The sequence below is a fragment of the Roseovarius sp. YIN77 genome, assembly GCF_057219155.1.
The window spans coordinates 40,006-63,193 of record NZ_JBXVVI010000012.1; the positions used below are offsets into that span (position 1 = coordinate 40,006).

At 54.3% G+C, this 23,188-nt stretch carries 23 protein-coding genes and 1 tRNA gene; 7 read left to right on the forward strand and 17 right to left on the reverse strand.

The genetic code is table 11. The features are described 5' to 3' along the window. Position 1: 1 nt before the first annotated feature. The gene (gene ehuC / locus AC2D8P_RS11240) at positions 2 to 667 is read right to left on the reverse strand and encodes an ectoine/hydroxyectoine ABC transporter permease subunit EhuC (protein WP_484702789.1); all 666 of its coding nucleotides are present in this window, start codon (positions 665 to 667) and stop codon (positions 2 to 4) included. A gap of 65 nt (positions 668 to 732) precedes the next feature. Then, positions 733 to 1,578, reverse strand: coding sequence for a transporter substrate-binding domain-containing protein (locus tag AC2D8P_RS11245; RefSeq protein WP_484702790.1), 846 nt, complete (start codon positions 1,576 to 1,578; stop codon positions 733 to 735). A gap of 186 nt (positions 1,579 to 1,764) precedes the next feature. On the opposite strand from AC2D8P_RS11245, the gene AC2D8P_RS11250 reads away from it, so the two are divergent. Then, positions 1,765 to 2,922 (forward strand): M24 family metallopeptidase, encoded by a 1,158-nt coding sequence (locus AC2D8P_RS11250; RefSeq protein WP_484702792.1) that lies wholly within the window; start codon positions 1,765 to 1,767, stop codon positions 2,920 to 2,922. Positions 2,923 to 2,945: 23 nt separating this feature from the next. Beyond that, complete coding sequence (locus AC2D8P_RS11255) at positions 2,946 to 3,752, forward strand: phytanoyl-CoA dioxygenase family protein (RefSeq protein WP_484702794.1); 807 nt, start codon at positions 2,946 to 2,948, stop codon at positions 3,750 to 3,752. A gap of 337 nt (positions 3,753 to 4,089) precedes the next feature. On the opposite strand, the gene AC2D8P_RS11260 is transcribed toward AC2D8P_RS11255, so the two are convergent. Beyond that, positions 4,090 to 4,329 (reverse strand): helix-turn-helix domain-containing protein, encoded by a 240-nt coding sequence (locus AC2D8P_RS11260; RefSeq protein WP_484702855.1) that lies wholly within the window; start codon positions 4,327 to 4,329, stop codon positions 4,090 to 4,092. A gap of 67 nt (positions 4,330 to 4,396) precedes the next feature. Here AC2D8P_RS11260 and AC2D8P_RS11265 point away from each other — a divergent pair, with 67 nt between their 5' ends. Further along, a complete protein-coding gene (locus AC2D8P_RS11265; protein ID WP_484702795.1) occupies positions 4,397 to 5,308 on the forward strand; it encodes a restriction endonuclease in 912 nt (303 codons plus the stop codon). A 138-nt stretch (positions 5,309 to 5,446) separates the two neighbouring features. Here the strand turns inward: AC2D8P_RS11265 and AC2D8P_RS11270 are convergent, their stop codons facing one another. The 4 genes from AC2D8P_RS11270 to AC2D8P_RS11285 all read right to left on the reverse strand — a co-directional run bounded on the left by AC2D8P_RS11270 (position 5,447) and on the right by AC2D8P_RS11285 (position 9,922). Next, on the reverse strand, positions 5,447 to 7,843 hold the full coding sequence (locus AC2D8P_RS11270) for a TOTE conflict system archaeo-eukaryotic primase domain-containing protein (protein WP_484702796.1): 2,397 nt from the start codon (positions 7,841 to 7,843) through the stop codon (positions 5,447 to 5,449). After that, positions 7,840 to 8,055, reverse strand: coding sequence for a helix-turn-helix transcriptional regulator (locus AC2D8P_RS11275; RefSeq protein WP_484702797.1), 216 nt, complete (start codon positions 8,053 to 8,055; stop codon positions 7,840 to 7,842). The genes AC2D8P_RS11270 and AC2D8P_RS11275 overlap by 4 nt, the downstream gene beginning before the upstream one ends. Positions 8,056 to 8,151: 96 nt before the next feature. Continuing rightward, complete coding sequence (locus AC2D8P_RS11280) at positions 8,152 to 8,784, reverse strand: hypothetical protein (RefSeq protein WP_484702799.1); 633 nt, start codon at positions 8,782 to 8,784, stop codon at positions 8,152 to 8,154. After that, positions 8,777 to 9,922, reverse strand: coding sequence for a tyrosine-type recombinase/integrase (locus tag AC2D8P_RS11285; protein WP_484702801.1), 1,146 nt, complete (start codon positions 9,920 to 9,922; stop codon positions 8,777 to 8,779). Before AC2D8P_RS11285 ends, AC2D8P_RS11280 begins: the two co-directional genes overlap by 8 nt. 328 nt (positions 9,923 to 10,250) lie before the next feature. Between AC2D8P_RS11285 and AC2D8P_RS11290 the strand changes: the two genes are divergently transcribed. Continuing rightward, the gene (locus tag AC2D8P_RS11290) at positions 10,251 to 11,138 is read left to right on the forward strand and encodes a DNA adenine methylase (RefSeq protein ID WP_484702802.1); all 888 of its coding nucleotides are present in this window, start codon (positions 10,251 to 10,253) and stop codon (positions 11,136 to 11,138) included. Here the strand turns inward: AC2D8P_RS11290 and AC2D8P_RS11295 are convergent. From AC2D8P_RS11295 to AC2D8P_RS11310, 4 genes are all read right to left on the reverse strand, one after another. Continuing rightward, positions 11,101 to 11,826 (reverse strand): helix-turn-helix domain-containing protein, encoded by a 726-nt coding sequence (locus tag AC2D8P_RS11295; protein ID WP_484702803.1) that lies wholly within the window; start codon positions 11,824 to 11,826, stop codon positions 11,101 to 11,103. The two genes, AC2D8P_RS11290 and AC2D8P_RS11295, sit on opposite strands and share 38 nt — an antisense overlap. Positions 11,827 to 11,969: 143 nt before the next feature. Beyond that, entirely contained in the window at positions 11,970 to 12,602 is a 633-nt protein-coding gene (locus AC2D8P_RS11300; RefSeq protein ID WP_484702804.1) for a hypothetical protein, read from the reverse strand. 159 nt (positions 12,603 to 12,761) lie between these two features. Further along, positions 12,762 to 12,837, reverse strand: a tRNA-Thr gene (locus AC2D8P_RS11305). A gap of 191 nt (positions 12,838 to 13,028) precedes the next feature. Continuing rightward, positions 13,029 to 14,708 (reverse strand): ABC transporter permease, encoded by a 1,680-nt coding sequence (locus AC2D8P_RS11310; RefSeq protein WP_484702805.1) that lies wholly within the window; start codon positions 14,706 to 14,708, stop codon positions 13,029 to 13,031. 84 nt (positions 14,709 to 14,792) lie between these two features. Between AC2D8P_RS11310 and AC2D8P_RS11315 the strand changes: the two genes are divergently transcribed. Beyond that, positions 14,793 to 15,671 carry a hypothetical protein gene (locus AC2D8P_RS11315; protein ID WP_484702806.1) on the forward strand — a complete coding sequence of 293 codons (879 nt, stop codon included), beginning with the start codon at positions 14,793 to 14,795 and terminating at the stop codon, positions 15,669 to 15,671. Positions 15,672 to 15,717: 46 nt separating this feature from the next. Here AC2D8P_RS11315 and AC2D8P_RS11320 read toward each other — a convergent pair whose 3' ends face one another. Then, a complete protein-coding gene (locus tag AC2D8P_RS11320) occupies positions 15,718 to 16,182 on the reverse strand; it encodes a DUF3592 domain-containing protein (RefSeq protein WP_484702807.1) in 465 nt (154 codons plus the stop codon). A gap of 210 nt (positions 16,183 to 16,392) precedes the next feature. Here AC2D8P_RS11320 and AC2D8P_RS11325 point away from each other — a divergent pair, with 210 nt between their 5' ends. Further along, entirely contained in the window at positions 16,393 to 16,944 is a 552-nt protein-coding gene (locus tag AC2D8P_RS11325) for a 2OG-Fe(II) oxygenase (protein ID WP_484702809.1), read from the forward strand. Positions 16,945 to 17,051: 107 nt separating this feature from the next. Here the strand turns inward: AC2D8P_RS11325 and AC2D8P_RS11330 are convergent, their stop codons facing one another. Beyond that, positions 17,052 to 17,312 carry a DUF2312 domain-containing protein gene (locus tag AC2D8P_RS11330; protein WP_484702811.1) on the reverse strand — a complete coding sequence of 87 codons (261 nt, stop codon included), beginning with the start codon at positions 17,310 to 17,312 and terminating at the stop codon, positions 17,052 to 17,054. 118 nt (positions 17,313 to 17,430) lie between these two features. On the opposite strand from AC2D8P_RS11330, the gene AC2D8P_RS11335 reads away from it, so the two are divergent. Then, positions 17,431 to 17,646 (forward strand): hypothetical protein, encoded by a 216-nt coding sequence (locus AC2D8P_RS11335; RefSeq protein ID WP_484702812.1) that lies wholly within the window; start codon positions 17,431 to 17,433, stop codon positions 17,644 to 17,646. Here AC2D8P_RS11335 and AC2D8P_RS11340 read toward each other — a convergent pair whose 3' ends face one another. The 4 genes from AC2D8P_RS11340 to AC2D8P_RS11355 form a co-directional block, all read right to left on the reverse strand. Then, positions 17,647 to 19,752 carry an enoyl-CoA hydratase-related protein gene (locus tag AC2D8P_RS11340; protein WP_484702813.1) on the reverse strand — a complete coding sequence of 702 codons (2,106 nt, stop codon included), beginning with the start codon at positions 19,750 to 19,752 and terminating at the stop codon, positions 17,647 to 17,649. A 79-nt stretch (positions 19,753 to 19,831) separates the two neighbouring features. Then, positions 19,832 to 22,486: an ATP-binding protein gene (locus AC2D8P_RS11345; RefSeq protein ID WP_484702814.1), complete on the reverse strand. Its 2,655-nt coding sequence runs from the start codon at positions 22,484 to 22,486 to the stop codon at positions 19,832 to 19,834. Beyond that, positions 22,483 to 22,776, reverse strand: a complete 294-nt coding sequence (locus AC2D8P_RS11350) for a hypothetical protein (RefSeq protein ID WP_484702816.1) — start codon at positions 22,774 to 22,776, stop codon at positions 22,483 to 22,485. Before AC2D8P_RS11350 ends, AC2D8P_RS11345 begins: the two co-directional genes overlap by 4 nt. Beyond that, a complete protein-coding gene (locus tag AC2D8P_RS11355; RefSeq protein WP_484702817.1) occupies positions 22,773 to 23,141 on the reverse strand; it encodes a response regulator transcription factor in 369 nt (122 codons plus the stop codon). The genes AC2D8P_RS11350 and AC2D8P_RS11355 overlap by 4 nt, the downstream gene beginning before the upstream one ends. Positions 23,142 to 23,188: the final 47 nt, after the last annotated feature.

The window sequence follows — 23,188 nt, forward strand, 5'->3', positions numbered from 1 at the left end:
CTTACGCCCTCCCCAATTTGCGCGCCATGAAGCGTTCGATCCACCGCATGAACGGGGTCACGATCAGACGTGCAAAGACATAGTATATGATCAGTGCCGTCCCGAAGGCCTGTGCGGACAGGAAAGTCGACCCATTAATTTGCTTGGCTTGGAACATCAAATCTGCGACCGAGATCAGCGACACCAGCGCAGTCGCCTTCAGCAGTTCGATCATCAGGTTGCCCCAAGGCGGCAGCATGTTCAAAAGCGCCTGTGGCAGAATGATGCGAAACATTCGTTTGGTTGGGGACATCGAAATCGCATAGGCCGCTTCCCACTGCCCTTTGGGGACCGACTGAATTCCGCCGCGCACGAGTTCAGCGCCATAAGCGCCCAGGTTCAGCCCGACTGCAATGAAACCGGCAAAGAACTTGTCCAGCGTCAATCCAAAGAGGGGCAGGACAAAGAAAATCCAATAAAGTTGCACTAAAAGAGACGTGCCCCGGAAGATTTCAATGTATGTCCCTGCGGTCCAGCGCACCGCAATATTGCGTGACAGTTTCATCAGCCCTGCAGTCAGAGCGAGCACAATGGCAAGTGCTGCCGACAGAAAAAACTGCGCGATTGTGACCAGCGTTCCGTCCAGAAAACGCGGCGCGTTTTCGGCGAGGAATTCCCAATATGACATGACTTATCCCGGATGGCGGATGTAAATGGCGGGCCGAACCTGGCCCGCCTGCTAAAGGAATACCGTCAGCGGTTCTGGCAAATCCATTCGGTTTTCACGCTTGGATCCGGAACCTGCAGTTTGGTGTATTCGAATGGCGCGACGGCCGCGAGCATCTCTTCGGAACCAAGGTAATCCGCCTGGGCGGCGTTGAAAGCCTCAAGAAAGTCGCTGTCTTCCGGGCGGAAACCAATGCCAACCCAGTTCTGGGTCCATTCGGGCAATGCGTTGGGATCGGTGACCTCAAGCTCGCCATCAGATTGGGCCGCCAGATTTTTCCCGGTAAAGAATGTTACTGCGCCCGCATCAGCGCGACCAACACGCATTGCGGCAAGTATCTCGGTTGGCCCGGGCACTTCGAGGATCTGCTCGGCTGCCACGCCTTCGCGTTTGGCGGCATCAACCGTGTTGTAACCGGCGCCAGTGACCATCAAAGCCCCCTGATCTTTGATGTCAGCATAAGAGGTGATGTTTTTCGGGTTGCCAGCGGGAACCACAAAGGCATCGCCAAAAATCCCCATCGGTTCGGAGAAATCAATACTCTCACACCGTGCTTCAAGAATGTACATGCCACCCGTGATGATATCAAAGCGATTGGCTTTGAGGCCCGGGATCAATCCACCCCAATCTGTCACGACGGGCTCGATGTTGTCGTAGCCCATCGCCTTCAGGACACCCAGCGTGTGTACGTTTGCAAATCCAAGGGGTTCATCGTCGTAGCCGGGGTAAGCCCACGGCACTTCATTGGAGAAACCAATCCGAATGGTCTCACCACTTTCGATACGGTCCATGAGTGGACCCGCCAGCGCCGATGTCGCGACACCCACAATCGTTGTGGCGGCGATAATAGTAGTTCTTAGTATCCGGCTCATTGAACTCTCCCTGAGTTGTTTTTTCGATTCATAGCTTATTGGTATACCTTATGAAGAAATATTTGACAACACAAATGCAATAATTGCGGAAAGTTACGATTTTAGTTGCTAGAAATATCACTTGACTGATTAATGGTATACCTTAATGGTTAATACTGAGAAATCAACTTTAGTACGGAGTTACAGATGATCGAACATGCCCCGTTCCCCAAAGACGAGCTGGACCGTCGAATCAACCGGGTAAAGACCGCCTTGGCCGAGCAGGATCTCGACGGGGTCGTGATCGCATCTCCCGAAAACATCTACTATCTGACCGGTTTGGACCACTGGGGGTTCTTTGCGGCTCATGTTCTCGTTGTGAACCGAGATGGCGAGATGGCGTTGGCCTGCCGGGCAATGGAAAAGATCACGTTTGACAATCAGGTGAGAAACGCCCGCTTCTACGGTCATCAGGATCACGAAGAGCTTTCTGATTACGTCGTACAAGCGATGAAAGACTTGCGGCTTTCCGGTGGCCGCGTCGCGCTCGAACGGCGCAGCCTGTTTTTACACCTGCATCATGCCGAAGGGATATTGGCAAACGCGGAGGGCGTCGAATGGGTGGACGGGTCCGGTCTGGTCGACAACCTGCGGCAGGCAAAATCACCGCTAGAGATCGAATACACACGAAAGGCCGCTCAAGCTGCTGATCTAGGAATGAGCGCCTGTATTGACGTGATCCGCGACGGCGCGACAGATTATGAGATTGCCGCCGAGTACATGCGCGCCTCGACCCTGGCGGGTAGCGAGCCGACCGGTTTTGGGCCGTTCATTCGCCCAACCACACGTCTGGGCGAAGAGCATACGACCTGGCGCGGGGAAACCTTCCGCAATGGCGATGCGGTGTTTCTGGAAAACGCCGCATCCTACCGCAAATACCAAGCACCCATGGGCCGACTGGTGTATGTCGGCAGCGCGCCGGAAGGGGCCGAGAAATCGGCAGAGTTGGCCATGGACGGCATGAAGGCAATCTGCGGTGCTTTGAAAGTGGGCGGTAAGGCCGGGGACGCATATGCCGCCTGGCGTAAGGTCGCGGCAAGCGCCGGATTGGCGGACTACGAACGGCACCATTGCGGCTATATGGTGGGCATCGGTTTCCCGCCCAGTTGGACAGGTGGGTCCATGGTAACCAGCCTGTTCCCCGGATCAGAGCGCGCGCTGGAAGTCGGCATGGTGTTCCACGCCCACAGTTGGTTCACGAACACTGATGTCGTCGACTATTTCATCTCGAACACGGTCATCCTGACCGAGGATGGTGCCGAAGTGCTGACCGCCACAACACCTGAAAACCTTGTCATAAAGTGATGACACGCACCGAAAGGCACACAATGCTGACCCAAGAGCACATAGCCGCTTATCAAAACGATGGCGTGGTTCGGATCAAAAACGCATTTTCGCAGGAATGGCTGGACGAAGTTCGAAGTTCGATTGAATTTGGTCGCGCCAATCCGGGGCCGATGTATCTGGATTATTCCAAAGACACCAAACCGGGCACCTACTGCACGGATATGTGGATCTGGCGCGGAAATGCCCACATGAAGAATTTCATTTTCAATTCTCCAGCGGCGGAACTTGCAGGCGAAGTTATGGAGGCAAATTCTGTTGCTCTCGTGACTGACAATTGGCTGGTGCGCGAGGCCGGCGCGGTGAACAGAGCGCCCTGGCACCATGACAACCCCTATTTCGATGTCAGTGGCGAATGGTGTGTGCTGTGGATGGGACTTGAGCCGGTGCGTGAGGGTGAGGGCGTGGTTTTTCTCAAAGGTTCTCACAAATGGGGGCGCAAATTCATGCCTCTCAGCTTTGCCGGCACCGGACAAAAGGCCGCACTGCAAGAACCCTATGAGCCCACACCGGACTTTACTGAAAATCTGGCTGATTATGACGTGCTGGAATTTGATCTGGACCCCGGTGATTGCCTGATCTTCGATTCCCATACATTGCATGGCGCCCCCAATCCCGTTCCACCTGAACGTACCGTCAACCGTCTAACAATGCGCTTTGCCCACGGGAATGCAGCGTTTGAAAAACGAGGCAGTTGGACCGACGCACAGACTGAATACTGGCAGGCTCATGGCATGAAAGAGGGCGAACCTATTGCGGGCGATCTGCTGCCTCTTGTGTGGAGCCGGTAGCTGTATTTGACAGGCTTATGTGTTTGCAACCACATGGGTAAAGACAACGCATAAATCGATCAATCTTTAATTCACTCTTCAACGAGAGAGAAGAAGATAGGCGCCCCAAGGTTGGATCAGAGCTTGCATTAACGACCGGTTTTTCCGCTGTGACGCGGCACCGGGTTTAATGCGATGACAGCATCTTCCTGCTGCGAGCGCGCGCAGCACGAACTAGCAAAGGCAAGGTTGGGCTCACACCCGTCATTCGCTGCACTCATTTCCAATGTCGGTTATTCATAGGAAGCTGCCGCTCGCGGCAGAAACTATGGATCATGGCGACTAGATTTGTTTGATATCATTGTCGCCGGGTTTGAGTATTGCCCTCGCCTTCCTCGTCGAGAAGCAAGAGAGGCCGTATCTCAAGAGCCTTGGCCAGTTTCCCGATTATCTCTACTGTTGGATTTCTTATGCCACGCTCCACCGCGCTGACATACGTTCGGTGAAGCTCGCTCTCAAATGCGAGCTTTTCCTGCGATAGCCCTCGCTTTCGCCGCCAATAGCGCAAATTATTTCCGACTACCCGACGCAAATCCATTGCGTTAGAACGCAACTTTGCATCATATTTATCTACAGACTATTTATCTCATTTTTGGGTGTTCGTAGTGATATCGAACGAAATTCGAATTCAGTATATTAAGCTTGGACCTTCAGGCAGATGGTTCCATCAATGCCTCAAAGACAACTCCCTTTTGCTCGACCATCGCGAGATCGCACATGCAGATGTCGTCGAACAAAACTGGGACAAAATTCGAGACGCCTTGGTGTCTGACGGCTTTGCCCTCCAGACGACAACGAGTAAAATCCGAGAGGTAAAAAGTTTTTATGATCCCACGCCGACACTTTGGATCACGTTCGCTGATGGAATGTTGTGGTGGTGCACCTCTAAGGGGCAGGCAGAGGCTGTTAAAGATGGCCTAGGAAGCCGCCAGCGTCGCTGTGAAGCTCCATGGAGCGCTCAAAGCTTAAAGGGTGCGCCGCTATCTATCACCTACCTCTCCGGCCACCTGACGAAGACCGGTGCGTATCGCGGGACGATCTGCGATGTTGAGGCGCAGGAATATCTGATCGCGCGCTTAAATGATGCGTCACTACCACAGGTCGAGGTGGCTAAGCGGGCAAACGGCAACTACGCACAAGCCCTTGAAGGCGTCATTGGTTTGCTCACGTGGCGGGACTTTGAGACCTTTGTTGAACTGCTGTTTGCGAACAGCGGATGGCGACGGATCAGCGCCACAGGGGGGACTCAGGAAACGATTGATGTTGAACTGAACCAACCGGTGACCGGGGAGCGGGCCTTTGTGCAGGTCAAGTCCTCGACTGATCAAGCGCAATTCGACGATTACCTCCGCCGCTTTGCAACCCGCGATGAAAACCGAATGTTCTATGCCTTTCATACCAGCGCTACAGACATCAAAAACACTTCAGAGGATGTCACCCTGCTGGACCGATGCAAACTGGCATCTATGGCAGTTGAGGCGGGTCTGGGTGGCTGGCTCATCGAGAAAACAAGCTAGGTGAATCTCGGTCAAATCAATCTCAAATCTTTGAATCGAAAAGCATATATGAAGTATAGCTAATATAGGCAAATTATATTTCGACAGTAACGTAAGGGTAAAGGGGCGCCCAGCGCCCCCCTAACTTACTTATATTTCCTAAATTGGAGAATCTGGATCGTTCAGCCTTCTGATTAAATCATCGGATTGCCATTCACCTGCATCCCCTGACCCCCAACTCTCAAGTTTGTTGCTCCAAGGTATGCCCTGCCCCATGTGCCTTTCGAAGTCTTTTCGGCAAGCACTTAGTGCCGGAAACGTCAGCTCAGTGGAGCGCGCAGTTTTGGCCCGCCCTTCGCCGATCCAGCGGACCAGATACTTGCCGTTAGGCCGGGATGTGATGCCTGGAATAACATCTCTCAGATAGCGGCTCAGGCTGGATTCACTCACACGGTTGGCATTCACTTCAAGTCGGATGAAGTCTTCGCGTAGCGCTCGAATTGTGGTGATACCGACCCCGTTCCATTCTTCCTCTTCTTGCGGCAAGCCGCCGTTATCCAGCAAGTGATAGAGGTACCGAATTTCAGGGCGTCCAGCGCGCATCACTTGCTCAAACAGACCTTCATTTTTGATAGTCACACGCGGGTCAGGTCCTTTGCTGATATCCCGGTTCAGCAGGTCGCGCATCATTGCCTCGTACCCTCCGGCATCCAACTCTTTCTGGACCGAGGCAAAGAAGCCATGATCCTGACGCTTGGCATCACACAACTCAAAAATCTGCCAGCGCCTATCTGAAATATCGGCCGGAACTACCGACAATTCATTGGAAGCAACCATTATCAGAAGACGGTTTTTTACGTAGATCGGGTCTTTCCCCTTAGCCTCCAATAGTATGCGTGGCTCAGTCACCCGTGTTTTCAAAACGCCCGCATCTTTTCGATTGCCGCCAAACGTGCCCTCATCAATAAACAGCAGCCTTTTGGCAAATAGGTGACTGCTGAATCTCCCGGTCACCTGCTCCTGATGGGTCACCGTTACATAGTGAGGGCGCCACAGTTCTCCGTAAGCGTTGACCAAGAAACCTTTCCCCGTTCCGGGGCTCCCAACAAGCACAGGCGCTGTCCCTATCACGGCCGAGGGTTTTTGCAGGCCCAGCGCCATCCAATTCAGCAGCCAGTCATTTAGCTTGGCATCGCCGCAGCATACATTTTCAAGAATATGCTGCTGAAGGAGTCGCCAGCTGCCCGGTGCAGGATGCCGAGGGAATCCAAGCCACAGGTTCCACATTCTACCCACTCGTCCCGGAGGGCGGCTCGGGTCAAAAATTAAACCTTGGTACTGATCTGCAAGAGCGTGATTGAGCCAATACGGCACGACCAGCCTTCTATCCAATTCCCCACCGGGCCTACTATGTTCGATCCACTCTGATGCGTGGCGCTGCTTTAGCGCCGCCACCGAAAGATAGTTCAGTCCCTCTTCGACCAAATCCGGGTCTGGCTGCTTCTCGATTATGAAAATGTCGCTTTTATGGGTCAGAATCCCGTAAAGCGCATTCATCTCCCGGATACGCATGTTTGCGGGACCGTTCCATCCTCCCTCTTGTGCGAGGTGAAAGATAGTACCAATACCGACGCGACCATCAGGCTGAAACCCGCGCCATTTGACGGTTGTTTCGTCGTTGTCTGGATACTTTGCGGAAGTCTTTGACCATTCATCCCAGATGCTAAACCCATCTTTGCCGAAGCAGTTTTTAAGCGCCAAACCGATCAGGACCCATGTGTCATATCCGTCAGCGTCGACGTGTTTTAGGGCACTCGCCACCTCTTCCTCATCACCCGGCAATACCGCGTTGGGTAGTGAGTTGGGGGGAATTGACACAGCATCCGAAGTCTCATGATTTCTCCTGCTTCGAGGAGACTCAATATCGGCCGAAATGCCACTGTTGAGAACATTAGCCAGTTCGAATTTTACCAATTCTTCTTCGGTAACAAGCGACAGGTTGCGACTTAGCAATACCGATTTACGGGACAGCGGCAATGCAATCAGGTTTCCATATTTTCCGTCTTCCACCTGATCCTGCTTAGGGAAAAGCTCGACTTCTCCATTCTCAATTCCACCATTTCCAAGTTTGAAGTCTATCTCTTCTAACCCCTGTGTCAGCATCCGCCTCAGGTGTGACGCTTTCTGATCTGTGGCGAAGGGAATCCAGATATGAATTCCACATCCGCCCCCGGACCGAAAGGCAACCCAGTTGAGCTTTAGCGCATCCAACTTACGACATATGGGAAGGGTCAACTCGACGGCTTGATCCCATGTCAGGTTGCCGTCATGGTCGTCTATATCGAGTACCGCAAAGCGGGCCGTATCCCCTGAGACAACATATGTTCCGATTGGTTTTTTCGAGGATAAGTGATCAGCAATGTCCTCGTCAGAAACGGCCCCTTTGCAGGGACGGTAGCCACCCTGTTTATTCATCGCAGCATGGACGTCTTTACGGCCCAGATTAACGAATGATCGAACAACCACGTGAGCCGGTGATGTGGAATACGAAGTCATTTCCCACCCCCAGTCTCAACGATATTGGCGTTGATATACGCGACCAGATCATCATACCGGTACCGCACAGCCCGGCCAGCAGGGCCGCCAACTTTTACGAATTTTGGGCCAATCCCCAAATAGCGTTGCTTTTGCATCCAAGCGATAGATACGCCTAAGATTTCAGCTGCATCACGCTCATGCATGAGCGCAAGTTTGTTCTGGATGTTCATTCCAGCCTCCTTTGTTTGAGTCGAAGGCTGAACCGGTTCGCCACTGATGCTTTTACCTTTTCGGGAGCACTCAGTGGATTGGGTTAATAAGGGGTATTAACCACTATTTATTCTTTTGTCGCATGAAATCAATTCCTTAAGTAACTCAATAATTCTATCCTCTCGACTTTTACGAGACATCTGCACTTCATCATGTTGGCCGGTTTCATATTTTAGCACCGCATCCTTGTGAATTTTGAACGACTTCCTCAGCTCTTCTTGTTCAGTCTTTTTTTGCGACTCTGATAGATGATCCAATTCTTCATCTTCTAAGACTACTTTTCTCAAAAGTGCTGCTAGATTTGGGTTCTTATTGGGGTTGTTTGAAAACTCCACCCAAAAGAGGGCCGCCAAATCTCGAAGTTGCCGACGTCGTTTTAATGACAGTGATAATCCGCGGTTAAGAGGAAAGCCGGTCAGCCAGTGCAGTGCATTGTCAATTCGAGTTTCATCGTTGAGTGCGCGATTGGGATAAGCCTTAATTATCGTTTCGACGATTTTCTCAAGTATATGGATGTACCCCAACATATCGTAAATCCACTCTTCGGGGTCTTGCCCTCCATCCTTCCCGGGGTAAATTGTATCCTTAGGGTCCGTGGAGTACCCCAATCCTGTCCCATCTCCTGCAAAGCTCTCAAGTAACTCTTTCGTCTTTTTGTCAGGATTATTTGTCCAAAATTTCTTAGGCATAGACCAACTCCAAAATCTTCTGCTCAATGCGCTGCATTGGCTCACGCAGCCGCTCCACATCTATCACAATATAGCCGCCGGTCACATCACCAGTGCTCCTGTGGTTGAGCAATTTCTTCAACGCATAGTGAGGGATATCGAGGCTTTCGGCGATGGTTACAAAGGTCCTCCGGAGGTCGTGCATCGTAAATTTTACGCCGGAAGCTGCTGTGACTCGATGGATCATCGATTTGGTTTCAGTTAAGTGACCCGTTTTTCCCACGCCGGGGAAAACCCACTCTGTCTGCCCTGCAACTTCACGACGAGCGCCAAGAAGGTCTAAGACGAAGCCACTCATAGGAAGATGCAGCGGATCACCGTTCTTGGTTATTGGCAAATGAATTGAGCCATCGGTGAAGTCGAGATTTGCCCATCGCAGGGTAAGAATCTCAGATCGACGCATACCAGTGAATAGAGCGAGCTTAACAATGTCATGCGCATCACCCGTATCGGCGTCGAGCGTCCTCCATAGCACTGGAAGGTCGGCCCTAGTCACCACCCCCTGACGGCGGCGTTCAGTGTTCCATGCGCGCGCCTGCGATAGAATTAGAACCGGATTGGGCGGAAGCTGATCATCGGTCGCGGCGGTGTAGTTATACACCGTACGCAACACCCGAAAGGTCAGATTTGCGGTAACTTCTCCGTTCTCTTCTGAGATACGTTGATGCCGTTTCAGGATGTCAGTCTTAGATATGCAATCGAGGGGTTTCTTCTGCCAGTCACATAGGTAGACATCAATGGTTCGCCTGTATTGAGTGCGTGTACTTTTGGCAAGGCCGCGCTTGTCGTCCAGATACCTGGTGAATGCCATCTCCAACGTTGGAGATACTTGCTTTGCAGAGCCATCAATACCCTGTGCCATCTCTGATAGAAGTGTAACTGCCTTCTTGCGCGCCAACTCGGGCGCAAATAGGTCCGCCCGCCCAATGGTGATGCGCTTTGTGCGCCGCTCCAATTGCCCTTCCGCGAAGTACACCTTGGACCTTGCGCCTACACGCAAGCCAAACCCTCGCTGCACGGTGTCGCGATATAGAATTTGCCCCTTTGTGGGATGCGGGATGTTTTCAATGGCGGTCTTGGTAAAGCGTAACTCAGGCATTCCTCAAACTCCTCTCTCAAGTTCGAGTTACGCTCAAGTTGTCAAGAACGAAAGTGAGTTCACGTCTGCTTCAAAGGCAATCAAAGATAATCCAAGACTATCGAATAACCGATGTTACGCAGCTAACGAAGCGGGCGAAAACCGTTCTTTCGCTGCTTTGGGAACGAAAGATCGACCTGGACTCGGGTTAATGTGTGGTCCCTTTTACATTGTGGGAGCAGTAAGTCGGTGGACACTAGAAATAGATTAATAAAGTTAATGACACACTGAATGTTGTGCTTTACGGCGATCACTTGCGCGCGCTACAGTTCTTAAAAGGACCTATATTATGCGACTGCCTCACCCAATCCCTTACCAAGGAAGCAAGCGGAAACTTGCGCCAGTGATTGGACGCTACGTTCCAAATACTAACACCTTTTATGAGCCTTTCTGTGGCTCAGCCGCCATGACCATTTACGCTGCTCACAATCGTTTGGCAGACAGATTTATCGTCGGCGACAGCCTCGAACCAATCGTACGCCTTCACCAATCCATCGTTGAACTTCCGGACGAGACTGCTTCCGAGTACCAAGCGATTTGGGAAGGTCAAAAAGAGGGCGACTACAGCTACTTTAACGGTGTTCGCGACCGTTACAACGAATACCACAATCACGTTGACCTCCTTTATCTAATTTGCCGCTGCGTAAAGAATGCAGTTAGGTTCAATCGAGATGGCCGGTTTACACAATCTGCGGACAAGCGACGCCTTGGGATGAGACCCGAAAAAATGAGGGCAGCAATTTTGGGTGTGTCCGCCCTTTTGAAGGGCAAGACTGAATTCCGCGTCGGTGACTGGCTTGAGACAACTGCAGACGCAACATCCAAGGATTTTGTCTACATGGACCCGCCGTATCTTGGCACATCAATAGGGCGCGACAAGCGCTACCACTTACAGATGACGCAGGAACCATTGATCGAAGGCCTCGCGCGTTTGAATTCACGCAGTATTCCATTCGCACTGTCCTACGACGGAATGACGGGCGAAAAAGAATACGGCCCGCCACTGCCAGATCATTTGGAAATGACGCGCCTGTTGCTGCACGCTGGAACATCTTCCCAAGCAACGCTTTCGGGGCGCAAAGCGGAAACCATCGAAAGCCTTTACGTGTCGCAAGGCCTTGCAGAACCCGTTGAAGAAGTTATCCGCGCCCCACAGCAGATGCCGCTAGCGATTTGAGCATAGCAGAGACCGTCGTTCCGCGAGCGTCCGCCTCCGCTTTTAGCTCATCGTAGATGGCAGTTTCGTCGTCTTGCCACCGAACGTCGACGCGGCGAACCTCCTTCATTGCGATGTGGGTGTAGTCCTCAGGGAACGCCCACATGCAAGAAGCGCAAATGGTTTCTCTCTGTTTTTCCTGCCAATTTACACAGGCCTCACAAGACCATGATTTTGCGCGCTGGCTGGAGGCATCTAAAAGCATGTAGGAGTCCGGATTGGTTTCGTCGTGTGCCTCGTCACCCGCAACTTCATAAGGAACACGATGGTCGATCTGGAGATATCGCCCATCCAGCTTTTCGTTTGTGAACGCTTCACGCGAGTCGTAGTAGGCAAGCAACTTGTCTTTGAACGACTTCGAGAATGCTTTACGTCCGCCGATGCGGCCCCTCTTTATCTTTGAGGGATCACCGAAAATATAAGCGCCGATCTGACGACCAGTCCGCTCGCTTGTCACGCGTATCGTATCAAGCGGAATGCCTTGCTCACGAACATCGCGTGCCGCACGTGGCGGGTGATCATAACCATAGACGTTCTGTAACTCTTCAGTCGTAATCTGCCCATGCTTAAGGATGTGGTCGATTACGGTACGTGGTCGCTTGGCCGTAACCTTTTCACACAATTCAAGAATCTTTTGATCAACCGTCATACTCACTTTCTATTCCGAGCGATAATGGAAGTCATCTTGAAATACGGTAGAAGTCAGGGCCTAACTCGCCAGATCATTCCCACAGTTCTTTATGGGGATGATTGGAGCGGTTCTTTAAAACTGATAAAAACCGTAATTGCCAACTAACCTTGTTTGACCCAAATCGAGTGTCTCTCAATAACATGCCTCTTTTGGGGCTCCGTAACTTCTATCAAGCAGGCATACTGCGCTAGTTCATTTTTGCTAAACGAATGAGCCGCCTTTTTCACCGTACGAACGCTATAAAGTTGTTCAGTCTCCGGAATAATATAGTTCGTTCTAATTGCATTACCTTTTGCACTCACAAAACGCTTTGGGCGAGCAGATTCGGAAACCACCACAAGGTAAGCTTTGACATCAGGTAATCGCTTTTTGATCTCTGCAAGTCGGCGCAAATCGTTATCGATCTTGATATCACCCGATGAATTGCGCTTCACTTCGACAACAAACTCGATGGAATTCTGAGATTTGTTGTAGACGACAAGATCTGCTCTTGTTTTTGGAGATACAACTGAATCTACAGCTATACCGCCTATTAGATCTTTATGCTGAACTTCGCATTTCAAAGTTTGATCCGAAGAAAGGTGCGAGAAAATCAAGTTGCATATTTCGGCGACGAGAGCCGATTCACCAAGTGGATAACCACTATAAAGGGCTCGGCGATGCCCAATCCAGTAAGTAATTCCTTGGAGAGAACTTATTATCGACTTAGGTGGTCTTTCCAATCCAAGCTTCATATTGACGTCACCACAGGAAAACTATCGTTTATCTACAAGAATACGTATTCTTAAGCGTCGGTTTTGGGACTCACAGGAGTTTATAACAGTTTATAACTCCAGCATATATACTGAACCGACGAAAATTATCTCTTAAGTGTTTTGTTTTATTATGATAAATGGTGCCCCCACACGGACTCGAACCGCGGACCTACTGATTACAAATCAGTTGCTCTACCAGCTGAGCTATAGGGGCCTAATTTTGCAGAGCACCCTACTAATGCCCTACTAATTTGCCAAGTAGCACCCTAACTCACTGACCTCAATACGGTATCTGGATTCGACCGTATAATTACAAATCAGTTGCTCTACCAGCTGAGCTATAGGGGCACTGGGGCGGGATTTACTGGGTTCATTCGTCCAACGCAAGAGGTCGGAGAGAAAAATTCACAGGTGTTTGCTGGATCGGGCCATGATCAGAACGGCCACCAGCCCCACCAGGATAATCATCAACGCGGCGGGAGAGGCGTCTTGGATGTTTTCCAGCGAGGCTTGCTCATAGACACGCGTGGATAACGTGTTGAAATTAAAGGGTCTCAGCAGCAATGTCGCGGGCAATTCTTTAGTGCAATCCACGAAAACCAGCAGCAACGCTGTTGCCGCGCTGCCCCTGATCAGGGGGAAGTAAACCTCGCGCAAAACGCCGCCCGAGCTGCGCCCCAAGGAGCGCGCCGCCATCGGCAGGCTGGGGGATACGCGACCCAACGCTGCATCTGCTGCACCTTGCGCAATGGCGAAAAACCGGACGGCAAAGGCGTAGATCAGAACCACGGATGTGCCGGTCAGCAAGAGCCCCGGATCATATCCGGTCAGCGCCAGAATACCATCTGCCAGGCTGTGATCCAGATAGGCCAGCGGCAACAGGATGCCCACCGCCAACACCGCCCCCGGCGCGGCATAGCCGATGGTGGTCACCGGCAACAGCATGGCGGGCAGCGCGCGCCCGGTCAGTCGGACACCGTAGACCATGAACAGGGCCGCCGCCACGGTGATCACCGCAGCCGCACCACCCACCCAGATCGTGTTGAACAGCGCGCTTAAAAGACCCGCAGACAGCCATAGGTCGGCCTCGGCCAAAGCATGCGATCCGATCACCCCGACGGGCAGAACGAAACCGACGACAAAGGGAACAAGGCATGCCGCGCAGGCCAGCCACCCCGTCCACCCTGCCAATAAGGCCGGGCGCGACGGGCGGCTTTGGCGGGAGGTGTTAAAATATCGGTGTTTGCGTCGGCTGGTCTTTTCAAACCCAACCAACAGCAGCACCAGCATCAGGATGATCCCGGCGATTTGGGCGGCGCCACCGGCATTTCCGGCCTCCAGCCAGGTTGTGAAAATCCCGGTGGTCAGGGTTTGGACGGCAAAGAACTCGACAGTGCCGAAATCGGCCAATGTCTCCATCATCACAACTGCTGTGCCTGCTGCGATGGCGGGGCGGGCCAAGGGTAGGCCCACTTTGAAAAACCGGGCAAAGGGGCCCGCGCCCAATGCTTGAGCAACCTCATACCCGGTGGCGGAATTTTCGCGAAACGCCGCCCGGGCCAGCAAATAGACATAAGGGTAAAGCGCCGCCGACAGAACAACAATTGCCCCCCCGTTTGACCGGATTTTCGGGAACCAGTAATCGCGCGATGTTTCCCAGCCGAACATGTCGCGCAGTGCGGTTTGCAAGGGTCCGGCATATTCCAGAAAATCCACCAGCGCATAGGCACCAACATAGGCCGGGATGGCCAAGGGCAACAGCAGGGCCCAAGCCAGCCAGCGCGCCCCGGGAAACCGGTACATGGTCAAGAGCCATGCTGCCCCGGTCCCCATTGATGCCGACAGAACTGCCACAGCAACCATCAGGCTGATGGTGTTGGTCAGATAGCGCGGCAACGTGGTGGCCAACAAATGCGGCCAGATATTTTCTGTCGGGTGAAAGGCAATCCAGATAACAGAGATCACCGGGCAGATCACCAAAAAGGCAATCACAATCGCCCCCAAAGACCACCGATCCACGCTCAACCTGCGGCGCAGGGCGGAATGGTGGGATTCTGATCCTTTTGTCTGTCGGGCGATGGTCATTTGCGCGGGTTATCCGAAACTGTCTTCACTGTCCAGAAATGCCCCTATACTAATCATCGGGAATCTCTGGACGAAGCGGGCAATATGCAGGTCGCATATCATATCGGTGCACATGTGACGGACGAAGACAGGCTGTTGCGGTGTCTGTTGAAAAATGTCGACCGTCTGCATCGGTCGGGCATATCCGTTCCGGGGCCCAGCCGTTATCGCAAACTGATTTCTCAAACGCTCTCCTCCCTATCCCTGACCGGGCGCGGTTCGCTTTCGCCGGCAGAGCTGCTGGAAGAGATTGTCGAGGAAACCGATGTCTCCCGCCTGATCCTTTCCTTTGAAGGCTTCAGCGCCGGGCCGAAACAGGTGGTCCGGGACGGGCAGCTTTATGGCCGCCTGGAACGACAGGCCGAACGGCTGGCCATGTTGTTTGATGGGGCCGAGATCGAATTTCACATGGCGATTCGCAATCCGGTGACCTTCCTGCCTGCACTGGCACGGCGGGAAAACACGCCGAGCCTGCCTGACATGCTCTCTCAGATCGATCCGGGGCGGGTCATGTGGTCCGATGTTGTGCGGCAACTCAAAGAGGCGGTACCAGACGCGCGCATTGTCATCTGGTGCAACGAAGATACCCCATTGATCTGGGGCGATGTCTTGCGGTCCCTGGCTGACCTGCCGCCGGATGCAGAAGATCTGATCGGCAGCTATGACCCCCTTGAACCGCTGCTGACCGAAGAAGGCTATGCCCGGTTTACCACGCGTCTGGCCGCACGGCCGTTTCACACACCTGAAACGCGGCATCAATTGATCGAGGAGCATCTGGATAAATTCGCCCGCCCCGATCAAATCGATGAAGAGGTCGATCTGCCCGGCTGGTCCCAGATCGATGTCCAGAACGCCACTGACACCTATTACGAAGATGTGGATGCCATCGAACAGATGGAAGGGGTCGAACTGATCGCCCCGTAGGGATGAAGGATCGAATGCGCGGTGTCTTTGGGGCTATGGCGCCATGTCATATTGCGGCGAAGATCAGCACCGCAGATCCAAAGCACAATCCCGCCACCACAACGATCGAGGGCCAACCCGGCACATCCAGATAGGATTTCTGCGGCTTTCGCGGATTGTAAAACACAGTGACCTTTGATCCGCCCTGCCGGTCAATTCCGCGAAACTGCAACTTTAAAAGCGCGCGCAGATTATGGGTGGCACTGACCAGCCAGGGGTTCAGCCGGTCATTTTCATATCTCACCCCGTCAACATGATAGCTGTAATTCACCACTGCCTCATATTCGCGTTCATCTGGGGAAAAGGCCCCGATGCCAGTGCGCCCGATCTTTTCGTCATGCAATTCTCCAATGACACTTGGCCATCGGCTCATCCGGGTCATGTTGATCACCGCAAACACCCCGACCAAGGCGAAATAGGCTGTTGCGGCCAATAAAACGGCGTCACGTTCACCAGATATAAGACGTTGCACAAAGCTGCTCATAATGGTTTGGTAACACGGTGCCGCCGCTTGGTTAATGCGTAATCTGAAAGGCTCTTTCAACTCTGCGCCCGGCATCTTTTCTTCGGCAAATGCAGCAGCTGATTTTCAGGTCGTTTTCGAACCGTCAGGTCGAAATCAGCGCAGATTCATTTGACCACTCAAGTAAACTGAAATCGGTTTGTGAAATGGATGTCGACCATGATGACAGTGCATTCAATTTCTGATGCATTTTCCGGCGAAGAATGTGAAAAAATTGTAAACGCAACAAAAGCTTACCCAGCAAATGAGGCGCTTTTGGTGGGGCATAACCGCGACTATAATCTGCGACGGGCTGAATTGGTTTGGCTGGACGATGTCGAAGGGATGGGATGGGTGATGGACCGGCTCATCGATCTGGTTCGCATCTCTAACAGAGAGCGCTTTGATTTTGACCTGCGCGAATTCGCAGAAAGCCCGCAAGTCGCACGATACAACGCTGCCGATAACGGTCATTTCGCCTGGCACGCGGATATCGGGGACGGGCTCTCTGCCAGCAAACGCAAGTTGACCATGGTGATTCAGCTCAACAATTCCGGCGATTATGATGGCGGTGATCTGGAAATTCTGCCCGGCACGCATACGGTTGCTGCCAGCCGCTATCAGGGAAGCGCCTCTATTTTCCCCAGCTTCCTGCTCCATCGCGTCACCCCGGTGTTGCATGGTGAACGAAATTCGCTGACCGTTTGGGCGCACGGGCCAGCGTTTCGCTAGACTTGTGTCAAGCCAACCATCAGGCACAGGGCCAGTTTATTGATCACATAAGGCACTGTCGGCTAATGGCCGGCTGGGAACACCTGCACCGGGCGCAATATCCCGTATCACGACATGCCCAGCGCCTGTTTATACATATCCAGCACGGCCTCTTCCTCCGCCAGGTCCTCGGCATCACGCTTGCGCAGGGCGATCACCTTGCGCATGACCTTGGTGTCATAACCGCGACCCTTGGCCTCTGCCATCACCTCTTTTTGCTGCTCTGCGATGTCTTTTTTCTCGGCCTCCAGCCGTTCAAAACGTTCGATGAACTGGCGCAGTTCATCTGCTGTCACACGGTAGCTGCTGTCGGGGGATAATTCGGTCATGACGGGCCTCAATCTGTTGATTGTGCCCTAGCTAGCCTGCCCGTCCCGGCGCTGCAACCCGCTTGCTGTCGGGCACGCAATCCGGTAGCCACGTCGGCACGAATAAAGGGGTTAGGCGATGGAAATTCTGATCTGGGTTGGGGCCGTGCTGTCACTGGTGGGAATCGCCGGGCTGATCTGGTGCGTGATGATCGCGGCCCGCGCCCGCAAGGATGGGCTGGAAGGCCCAGATATGCAGGCCCGCCTTCAGCGCGTGGTGTTTCTGAACATGGGGGCGCTGTTTGTTTCGGCCATCGGGCTGATGCTGGTCGTGTTGGGCATATTTCTGACCTGATCAGCCGATCCTGTCCGGCGGGGCCGGATTTAGGGCCGAAAACCCGCGACCATTTTTGATTAATTCATCAAACAGACCCGATGGTCGCCAAAACGCGTCACCCGTTGCGTCGAACTGATGCAACAACCGGGCGCGCACCATCAACAGATCCTCTTGGTCGGCCAGAAACATCGGCCCACCGCGCCACCGCGGAAATCCGAATTTGTGGACCATGACCAGATCAATATCTGACGGAATGCCGGCGATACGGTGTTCCAACAGTTTGGCGCCGGTGTTGATCAAACCATCCACCAACACTGCTTCGGTCGGGGGTCTGTGATCGCCGACGGCGCTGTCGCCCGGCGGAACGCGCAAGCTGTCGATCAGGTCCAGAACTTCGGGATCTCCATTGCCCGGATCAGCCTCTGACATATAGCGATAAAATCCCTTGCCAACCGATCGTCCCAACCGGCCGCGCTCATTCAGGGCGCGCAGAAACGCCCCCAATGCGCGCGTTCTGCTTGTCGAGGCGTCGCTATAGATATGCCGCAAGATCAGATCGATACCCAGTTGATCGATCAGCCAAAATGGCCCCGCCGCAAAGCCCCAGTTTCGCATGCTTGTGTCAATGTCGTAGGGCGATGCACCGGCCTCGATCAGCGTGCTGCAAGTCTCGATCAACCCCGATAGCAAGGCCTGACTGATCAAGGCATTCCCATGCCCATTTCGCACCGGCAATCGGTTAAGCCGATCGATCAGTGTGGCGCAGATACCCACTGGCGCGGCCCCGGTTTGGGCGAACACCTGTATCTCTGCCATCCGATCGGAAAACGGGCTCGACAAATGACCCATCCCGACCAGATCTGCAGCACGGGGGGAGGTCTCCACCCAATCCATCGGATGCTCACCAGCCCCCAACACGATAATCGACATACCGGACGGCAAGACCGCATCCAGATGAACCATAACCTCGGACGGGCCGCCCAGGGGTTCAGCCAGGGCATCAACAACGCAGTCCACAGCGGCAAACTCGGCGCAATCCTGGGCCATCGCCAATCGATCCGCCCAACCTTGCGCCTCCGCCGTGCTCAGCCCGCGTTCCGTAGATATGTGCTGAAGCCAGGCATCAAAGCGCAGCTTCGCTGCGGCCATGGCCTGAAAATCAGGGTCGAACCAAACACAGTGCAGGCCTGCAGTAATCAGCATCTGCACCAGTGACAGTCCATCGGCCCCCGCCCCGATCACACCGACCCGGTTCAGTTTCAGCCCCTGTTTGCGAATTTCGGCTTTCAACCGCTGCTCCGCATGCCAGATGTGGCGCAAGGCGCGTGATTGCGGGGATATCAGGCTCTCGGCATGCTGCCAGCGCTCAAATTCCAGCCCGGCCTCAGTCGGCAACAACATCGCGGCCTCAATGCAATCAACAACCCGTCCGGCGAGTTCGCGGCGCCGTTTGGCCGCCGCCGTTCGCGCCGCGCCAACCTCTGACAGATATTGCGCCGGGGGTTCAAATCCGGGCCGCCGATCCCGTCCCAATGCCGCGTCCAGACCGTGCTCTAGGATATTAATGGCCAGCTCCCGCGCCTCTGCCCAGGGGCCCGTGTGGGATATGCGATCAATCAGGCCGATGGCACGGGCCTCATCGGTCCGGATACGCCGACCTGTCGTCAGCATGGTCACGGCGTTTTGGGCCCCGGCCAAACGCGGCAATCGCTGTGTCGCCCCGGCACCCGGGACAATCCCCAACGACACGCCTGGAAAGCCCATGACCGTGTCCACTGCCGCCACCCGCGCATCTGCGGCGAGCGCCAATTCCAGCGCCCCACCCAATACCGACCCATGCAGCACGGCAATGACGGGTTTGTCACACTCCGCAATGTTATTGCAAAGTTCTGCCAATGTCGGGGACGCCTCTGGCTGATAGGATTGTGTCAGTTCCAGCCCACTGGCAAACATTTCCCCGCGACCGGTCAACAGGATCGCGTGAGTATCTACATCTGCAGCGGCTTGATCAAAGGCCTCCAGCAATGCCGCACGTATGGGTTGGGTCAGAAAATTCAGCGGTGGCATATTCAAAGTCAGCGTGACAATCCCGCCATCTGACTGACTTACAACCATTTCTGTCATCGCCGTCGTCGCCCCCCGCGCCCACTATGACATGGTTTTCCTAAACACCAAACACCCGGACCCCTGCCGGTTTATCACATCATGCAATCGGCAGGCTCACGCGGAAGGCCGCCCCGCTCTGCCCCGGAAGATACCGGATGGAGCCGCCCATGTTCACCATGATCTCGCGGCAGATCGCCAAGCCCAACCCGGCCCCGCCTGCCTTGTGCTCATCCCCCAAGCGCGAAAATTTTTCAAAGATCAGATCCTGTGCCTGCGGGGGAATGCCATCCCCATTGTCGATGAAATCAATATCCACATGGGCCTGACGTACCGATTGCCTGATGACCAGGTGCGGTTCGGGATTGTTGCAGTATTTATGGGCATTGGTCACGAGGTTCAAAAAGACCTGCGCCAAACGATCCGCATCGGCCAGAACCGCCGGGCTCTGCCCGGTTTCCATGCGGTCAATCGCGATGTCGTCCTCCCCAATGCCAGAGGCCATGATCGCCCGGTCCAGACTGTCGGAAATCATAATCGGGCCGACCGTCATATCGACCCCGCCATTTTCCAGAACACTCAGATCCAGCAGATCGTCCAACAGACGGGTCAGACGCCGGGCCTCATCATGGATGATCGCGGCATAGCGGGTTTGTTCCTCTGGCCCCAAATCCGACATGTCGCGCAATATTTCGGAAAATGACCGGATCGACGTCATCGGCGTGCGCAGTTCATGGCTGATCTGGCTTAAAAACGCGTCCTTTTGCGCCGACAGTTCCGTCAATTTGGTATTGGCATCGCGCAATTGGCGGGCGGTGCGGGTCAGCTCATGCGACTTAGCCTCCAATTGGCTGGAATATTCCATGATCTGCGCCGTTTCATCGGCCATCGCAATCAGATCATCGACGGTGACCCGTGCCCCACCCATAACCTGTGCAATCATCGCATGCGACGTTGACGCACCGACCGATCCGGCCAGTTCGCGTTCCAATGTTTCCAGAAAGGCGGGCGTTGGATCGGGCAGAAAACCATCTTTACCCTGATCCGCCGCCCCGGATTGAAAGAGCCTCTGTGCCTGATCCGCACCAATGATGCGCTGCGACATCGCCAGCAGATTTTCAACCCCGGCAACATCGCCCGCCCAGCCCCGGTTGCTGCCGCTGACGGCGGGCAGCCCGACAAATTCGGCCCCCTGCAATCGTTCCAGCGGGGTGGGAATGGTCAGCAAAGACACACAGGCAAAGGTCATCGTGTTCAGAAAGATGCTCCAGAAGGTCGCATGAACCACCGGATCCAGCCCCTCTGTCCCAAAGAGCGCTTGCGGCCGCAACCACCCAATGCCCCATGGCCCACCGGCCATCACCGTGTCGGGGATCACGGACGCACTGCCAAAGGAAGGCAGAAACAGGCTATAGGCCCAGATCACCGCGCCGACCACCAAACCGCAGGCCGCCCCGATCCGGGTAGCCCGTCGCCAAAACAGCCCACCCAACAGCGCCGGCAGTACCTGCGACACCCCGACAAAGGCGATCAACCCGATCGCTGCCAAGGCCTCCCCCCCGCCGGAGAAGCGGAAATAAAGATAGCCCAGAAACAGGATCGCCGCGATCGAGATGCGGCGCGACAACAACACCACATTGCGCACATCGCCCGACACGGTGGCCCCCTGTTGCCGCCACATCAGCCAGATTGGCAAAACGATGTGGTTCGATACCATGGTCGACAATGCAATCGCTGCCACGATCACCATCGATGTGGCCGATGAAAACCCACCAAGAAAGCTCAACAGCGCCAATTGATCCTGCCCCGCCGCCAGCGGCAAGGTCAGGACGAACAAATCCGGGTTAGACCCATCGGGCAGCAGATCCAGCCCAACCACTGCGATGGGCAGCACGAAAAGGCTCATCAGAAACAGATAAAAGGGAAAGGCCCAGGACGCGGTGCGCAGGTTTCGCTCATCGGTGTTTTCGACCACCATGACCTGAAACATGCGCGGTAGGCAGACAAAGGCCGCCGCCGACAGGAAAATCAGGCCAAACCAACGCCCGGTTCTGACCTCCCATTCCGAAATGGGCGAGTCATCGATCCGGCGCAGAATATCGGCCGTGCCGTCAGCAATGCCCCAAACCACAAATGCCCCAACCGCCAAAAGCGCGATCAATTTGACCACCGCTTCAAACGCAATCGCCGTGACAACACCATAATGGCGTTCATTCGCATCCAGGTTTCGGGTGCCAAAAAGCACCGTAAACACCGCCAGGCCCGCCGCCACCCACAAGGCAGTGGCGTTCAGATCAATCGCCTCTTCCGGGGAAAAGACCGCCACCGACAAGGTCACGGATTGCAGTTGCAGCGCGATATAGGGCGTGGTGCCGATCACCGCCAACAGGGTCACCAGAACCGCCAACATGGCGGATTTGCCATAACGCGACGATATCAGGTCAGCGATCGATGTGGTGCGCTGGCTGCGGCCCAATTGCACCAGGCGGCGCAACAACCACCACCAACCAACCATCACCAGTGTCGGGCCCAGATAGATAGTGGCAAATTCCAACCCGGACCGCGCGGCATAGCCCACCGCGCCATAAAACGTCCAGGCCGTACAATAAATCGACAGCGACAGCGTATAAATCAATGGCGATTGCAACCATCCCAGCCGCCCCTGATCGGCACGCCGGTCGGCATAAAACGCAATCGCAAACAGCAATGCCACATAACACAGGCAGGCAACGACCAGCCCGTTCAGACCGATCACTGATCTTCCTCCTTGCCCCGATTGTCATCTGCCCGGTCCAGATTTTTCTCTGCGCGCCGTAACGCTAAAGACAGGATCAACGCCAACAGGATCAGCCCGGCCCAGACCAGAAACAAGTAAATGGTTCCATCGGCAGTGCTGCGCGACCCGGCAAGGTCGGGGTTTCGCACCGCAGGCAAGGCCCACAGGATAAAACCGATAATAGGCAGCAGATAGGCCGCGTCCGTCAGGCGCCGCAGGCGATAGCGCCGCCGTTCCAGAAACATCGGCTGTCGACGTTCGCTACTCACGTGGCTACCAGCTCGTTCAATGCATCCAACACTTCGGTGTTGGAAAAGGGTTTGGTCATGAACCGGCTAACGCCATAGCGTTCGGCTAGTTCCCGGTCATGGCTTTGGCCGCGCGCGGTCAGCATCAGAACCGGTATATCCCGCATATCCTGATCGGCGCGCATATCACGCAAAATGTCAAAACCGGATCGGTTGGGCAACATCACATCCAGCACAACTACATCGGGGGTATAGCGCTGAACGGCCTCCAACGCCGTATCACCACGTTGATGCGATTCCACCCGCCAGCCTGCACGCGACAGGATAAAGCGGATCGCCTCGATAATGTTGGGTTCGTCTTCGATCAGAAGAACGGTTTTCCCCATCTGTCCCTCCCCCAGACAGTGCGGCCAAGTCTCGCCGCAACTATTCC

Bases quoted from the DNA above. Each gene is read 5' to 3' on its own strand.
- AC2D8P_RS11335 (WP_484702812.1), top strand. From the start codon at position 17,431: ATGGAAATTCTGATCTGGGTTGGGGCCGTGCTGTCACTGGTGGGAATC.
- AC2D8P_RS11260 (WP_484702855.1), bottom strand. From the start codon at position 4,329: ATGGATTTGCGTCGGGTAGTCGGAAATAATTTGCGCTATTGGCGGCGA.
- AC2D8P_RS11355 (WP_484702817.1), bottom strand. From the start codon at position 23,141: ATGGGGAAAACCGTTCTTCTGATCGAAGACGAACCCAACATTATCGAG.
- AC2D8P_RS11280 (WP_484702799.1), bottom strand. From the start codon at position 8,784: ATGCCTAAGAAATTTTGGACAAATAATCCTGACAAAAAGACGAAAGAG.
- AC2D8P_RS11330 (WP_484702811.1), bottom strand. From the start codon at position 17,312: ATGACCGAATTATCCCCCGACAGCAGCTACCGTGTGACAGCAGATGAA.
- AC2D8P_RS11245 (WP_484702790.1), bottom strand. From the start codon at position 1,578: ATGAGCCGGATACTAAGAACTACTATTATCGCCGCCACAACGATTGTG.
- ehuC (WP_484702789.1), bottom strand. From the start codon at position 667: ATGTCATATTGGGAATTCCTCGCCGAAAACGCGCCGCGTTTTCTGGAC.
- AC2D8P_RS11285 (WP_484702801.1), bottom strand. From the start codon at position 9,922: ATGCCTGAGTTACGCTTTACCAAGACCGCCATTGAAAACATCCCGCAT.
- AC2D8P_RS11315 (WP_484702806.1), top strand. From the start codon at position 14,793: ATGCAGGTCGCATATCATATCGGTGCACATGTGACGGACGAAGACAGG.
- AC2D8P_RS11300 (WP_484702804.1), bottom strand. From the start codon at position 12,602: ATGAAGCTTGGATTGGAAAGACCACCTAAGTCGATAATAAGTTCTCTC.
- AC2D8P_RS11290 (WP_484702802.1), top strand. From the start codon at position 10,251: ATGCGACTGCCTCACCCAATCCCTTACCAAGGAAGCAAGCGGAAACTT.
- AC2D8P_RS11275 (WP_484702797.1), bottom strand. From the start codon at position 8,055: ATGAACATCCAGAACAAACTTGCGCTCATGCATGAGCGTGATGCAGCT.
- AC2D8P_RS11340 (WP_484702813.1), bottom strand. From the start codon at position 19,752: ATGACAGAAATGGTTGTAAGTCAGTCAGATGGCGGGATTGTCACGCTG.
- AC2D8P_RS11310 (WP_484702805.1), bottom strand. From the start codon at position 14,708: ATGACCATCGCCCGACAGACAAAAGGATCAGAATCCCACCATTCCGCC.
- AC2D8P_RS11255 (WP_484702794.1), top strand. From the start codon at position 2,946: ATGCTGACCCAAGAGCACATAGCCGCTTATCAAAACGATGGCGTGGTT.
- AC2D8P_RS11270 (WP_484702796.1), bottom strand. From the start codon at position 7,843: ATGACTTCGTATTCCACATCACCGGCTCACGTGGTTGTTCGATCATTC.
- AC2D8P_RS11325 (WP_484702809.1), top strand. From the start codon at position 16,393: ATGATGACAGTGCATTCAATTTCTGATGCATTTTCCGGCGAAGAATGT.
- AC2D8P_RS11250 (WP_484702792.1), top strand. From the start codon at position 1,765: ATGATCGAACATGCCCCGTTCCCCAAAGACGAGCTGGACCGTCGAATC.
- AC2D8P_RS11295 (WP_484702803.1), bottom strand. From the start codon at position 11,826: ATGACGGTTGATCAAAAGATTCTTGAATTGTGTGAAAAGGTTACGGCC.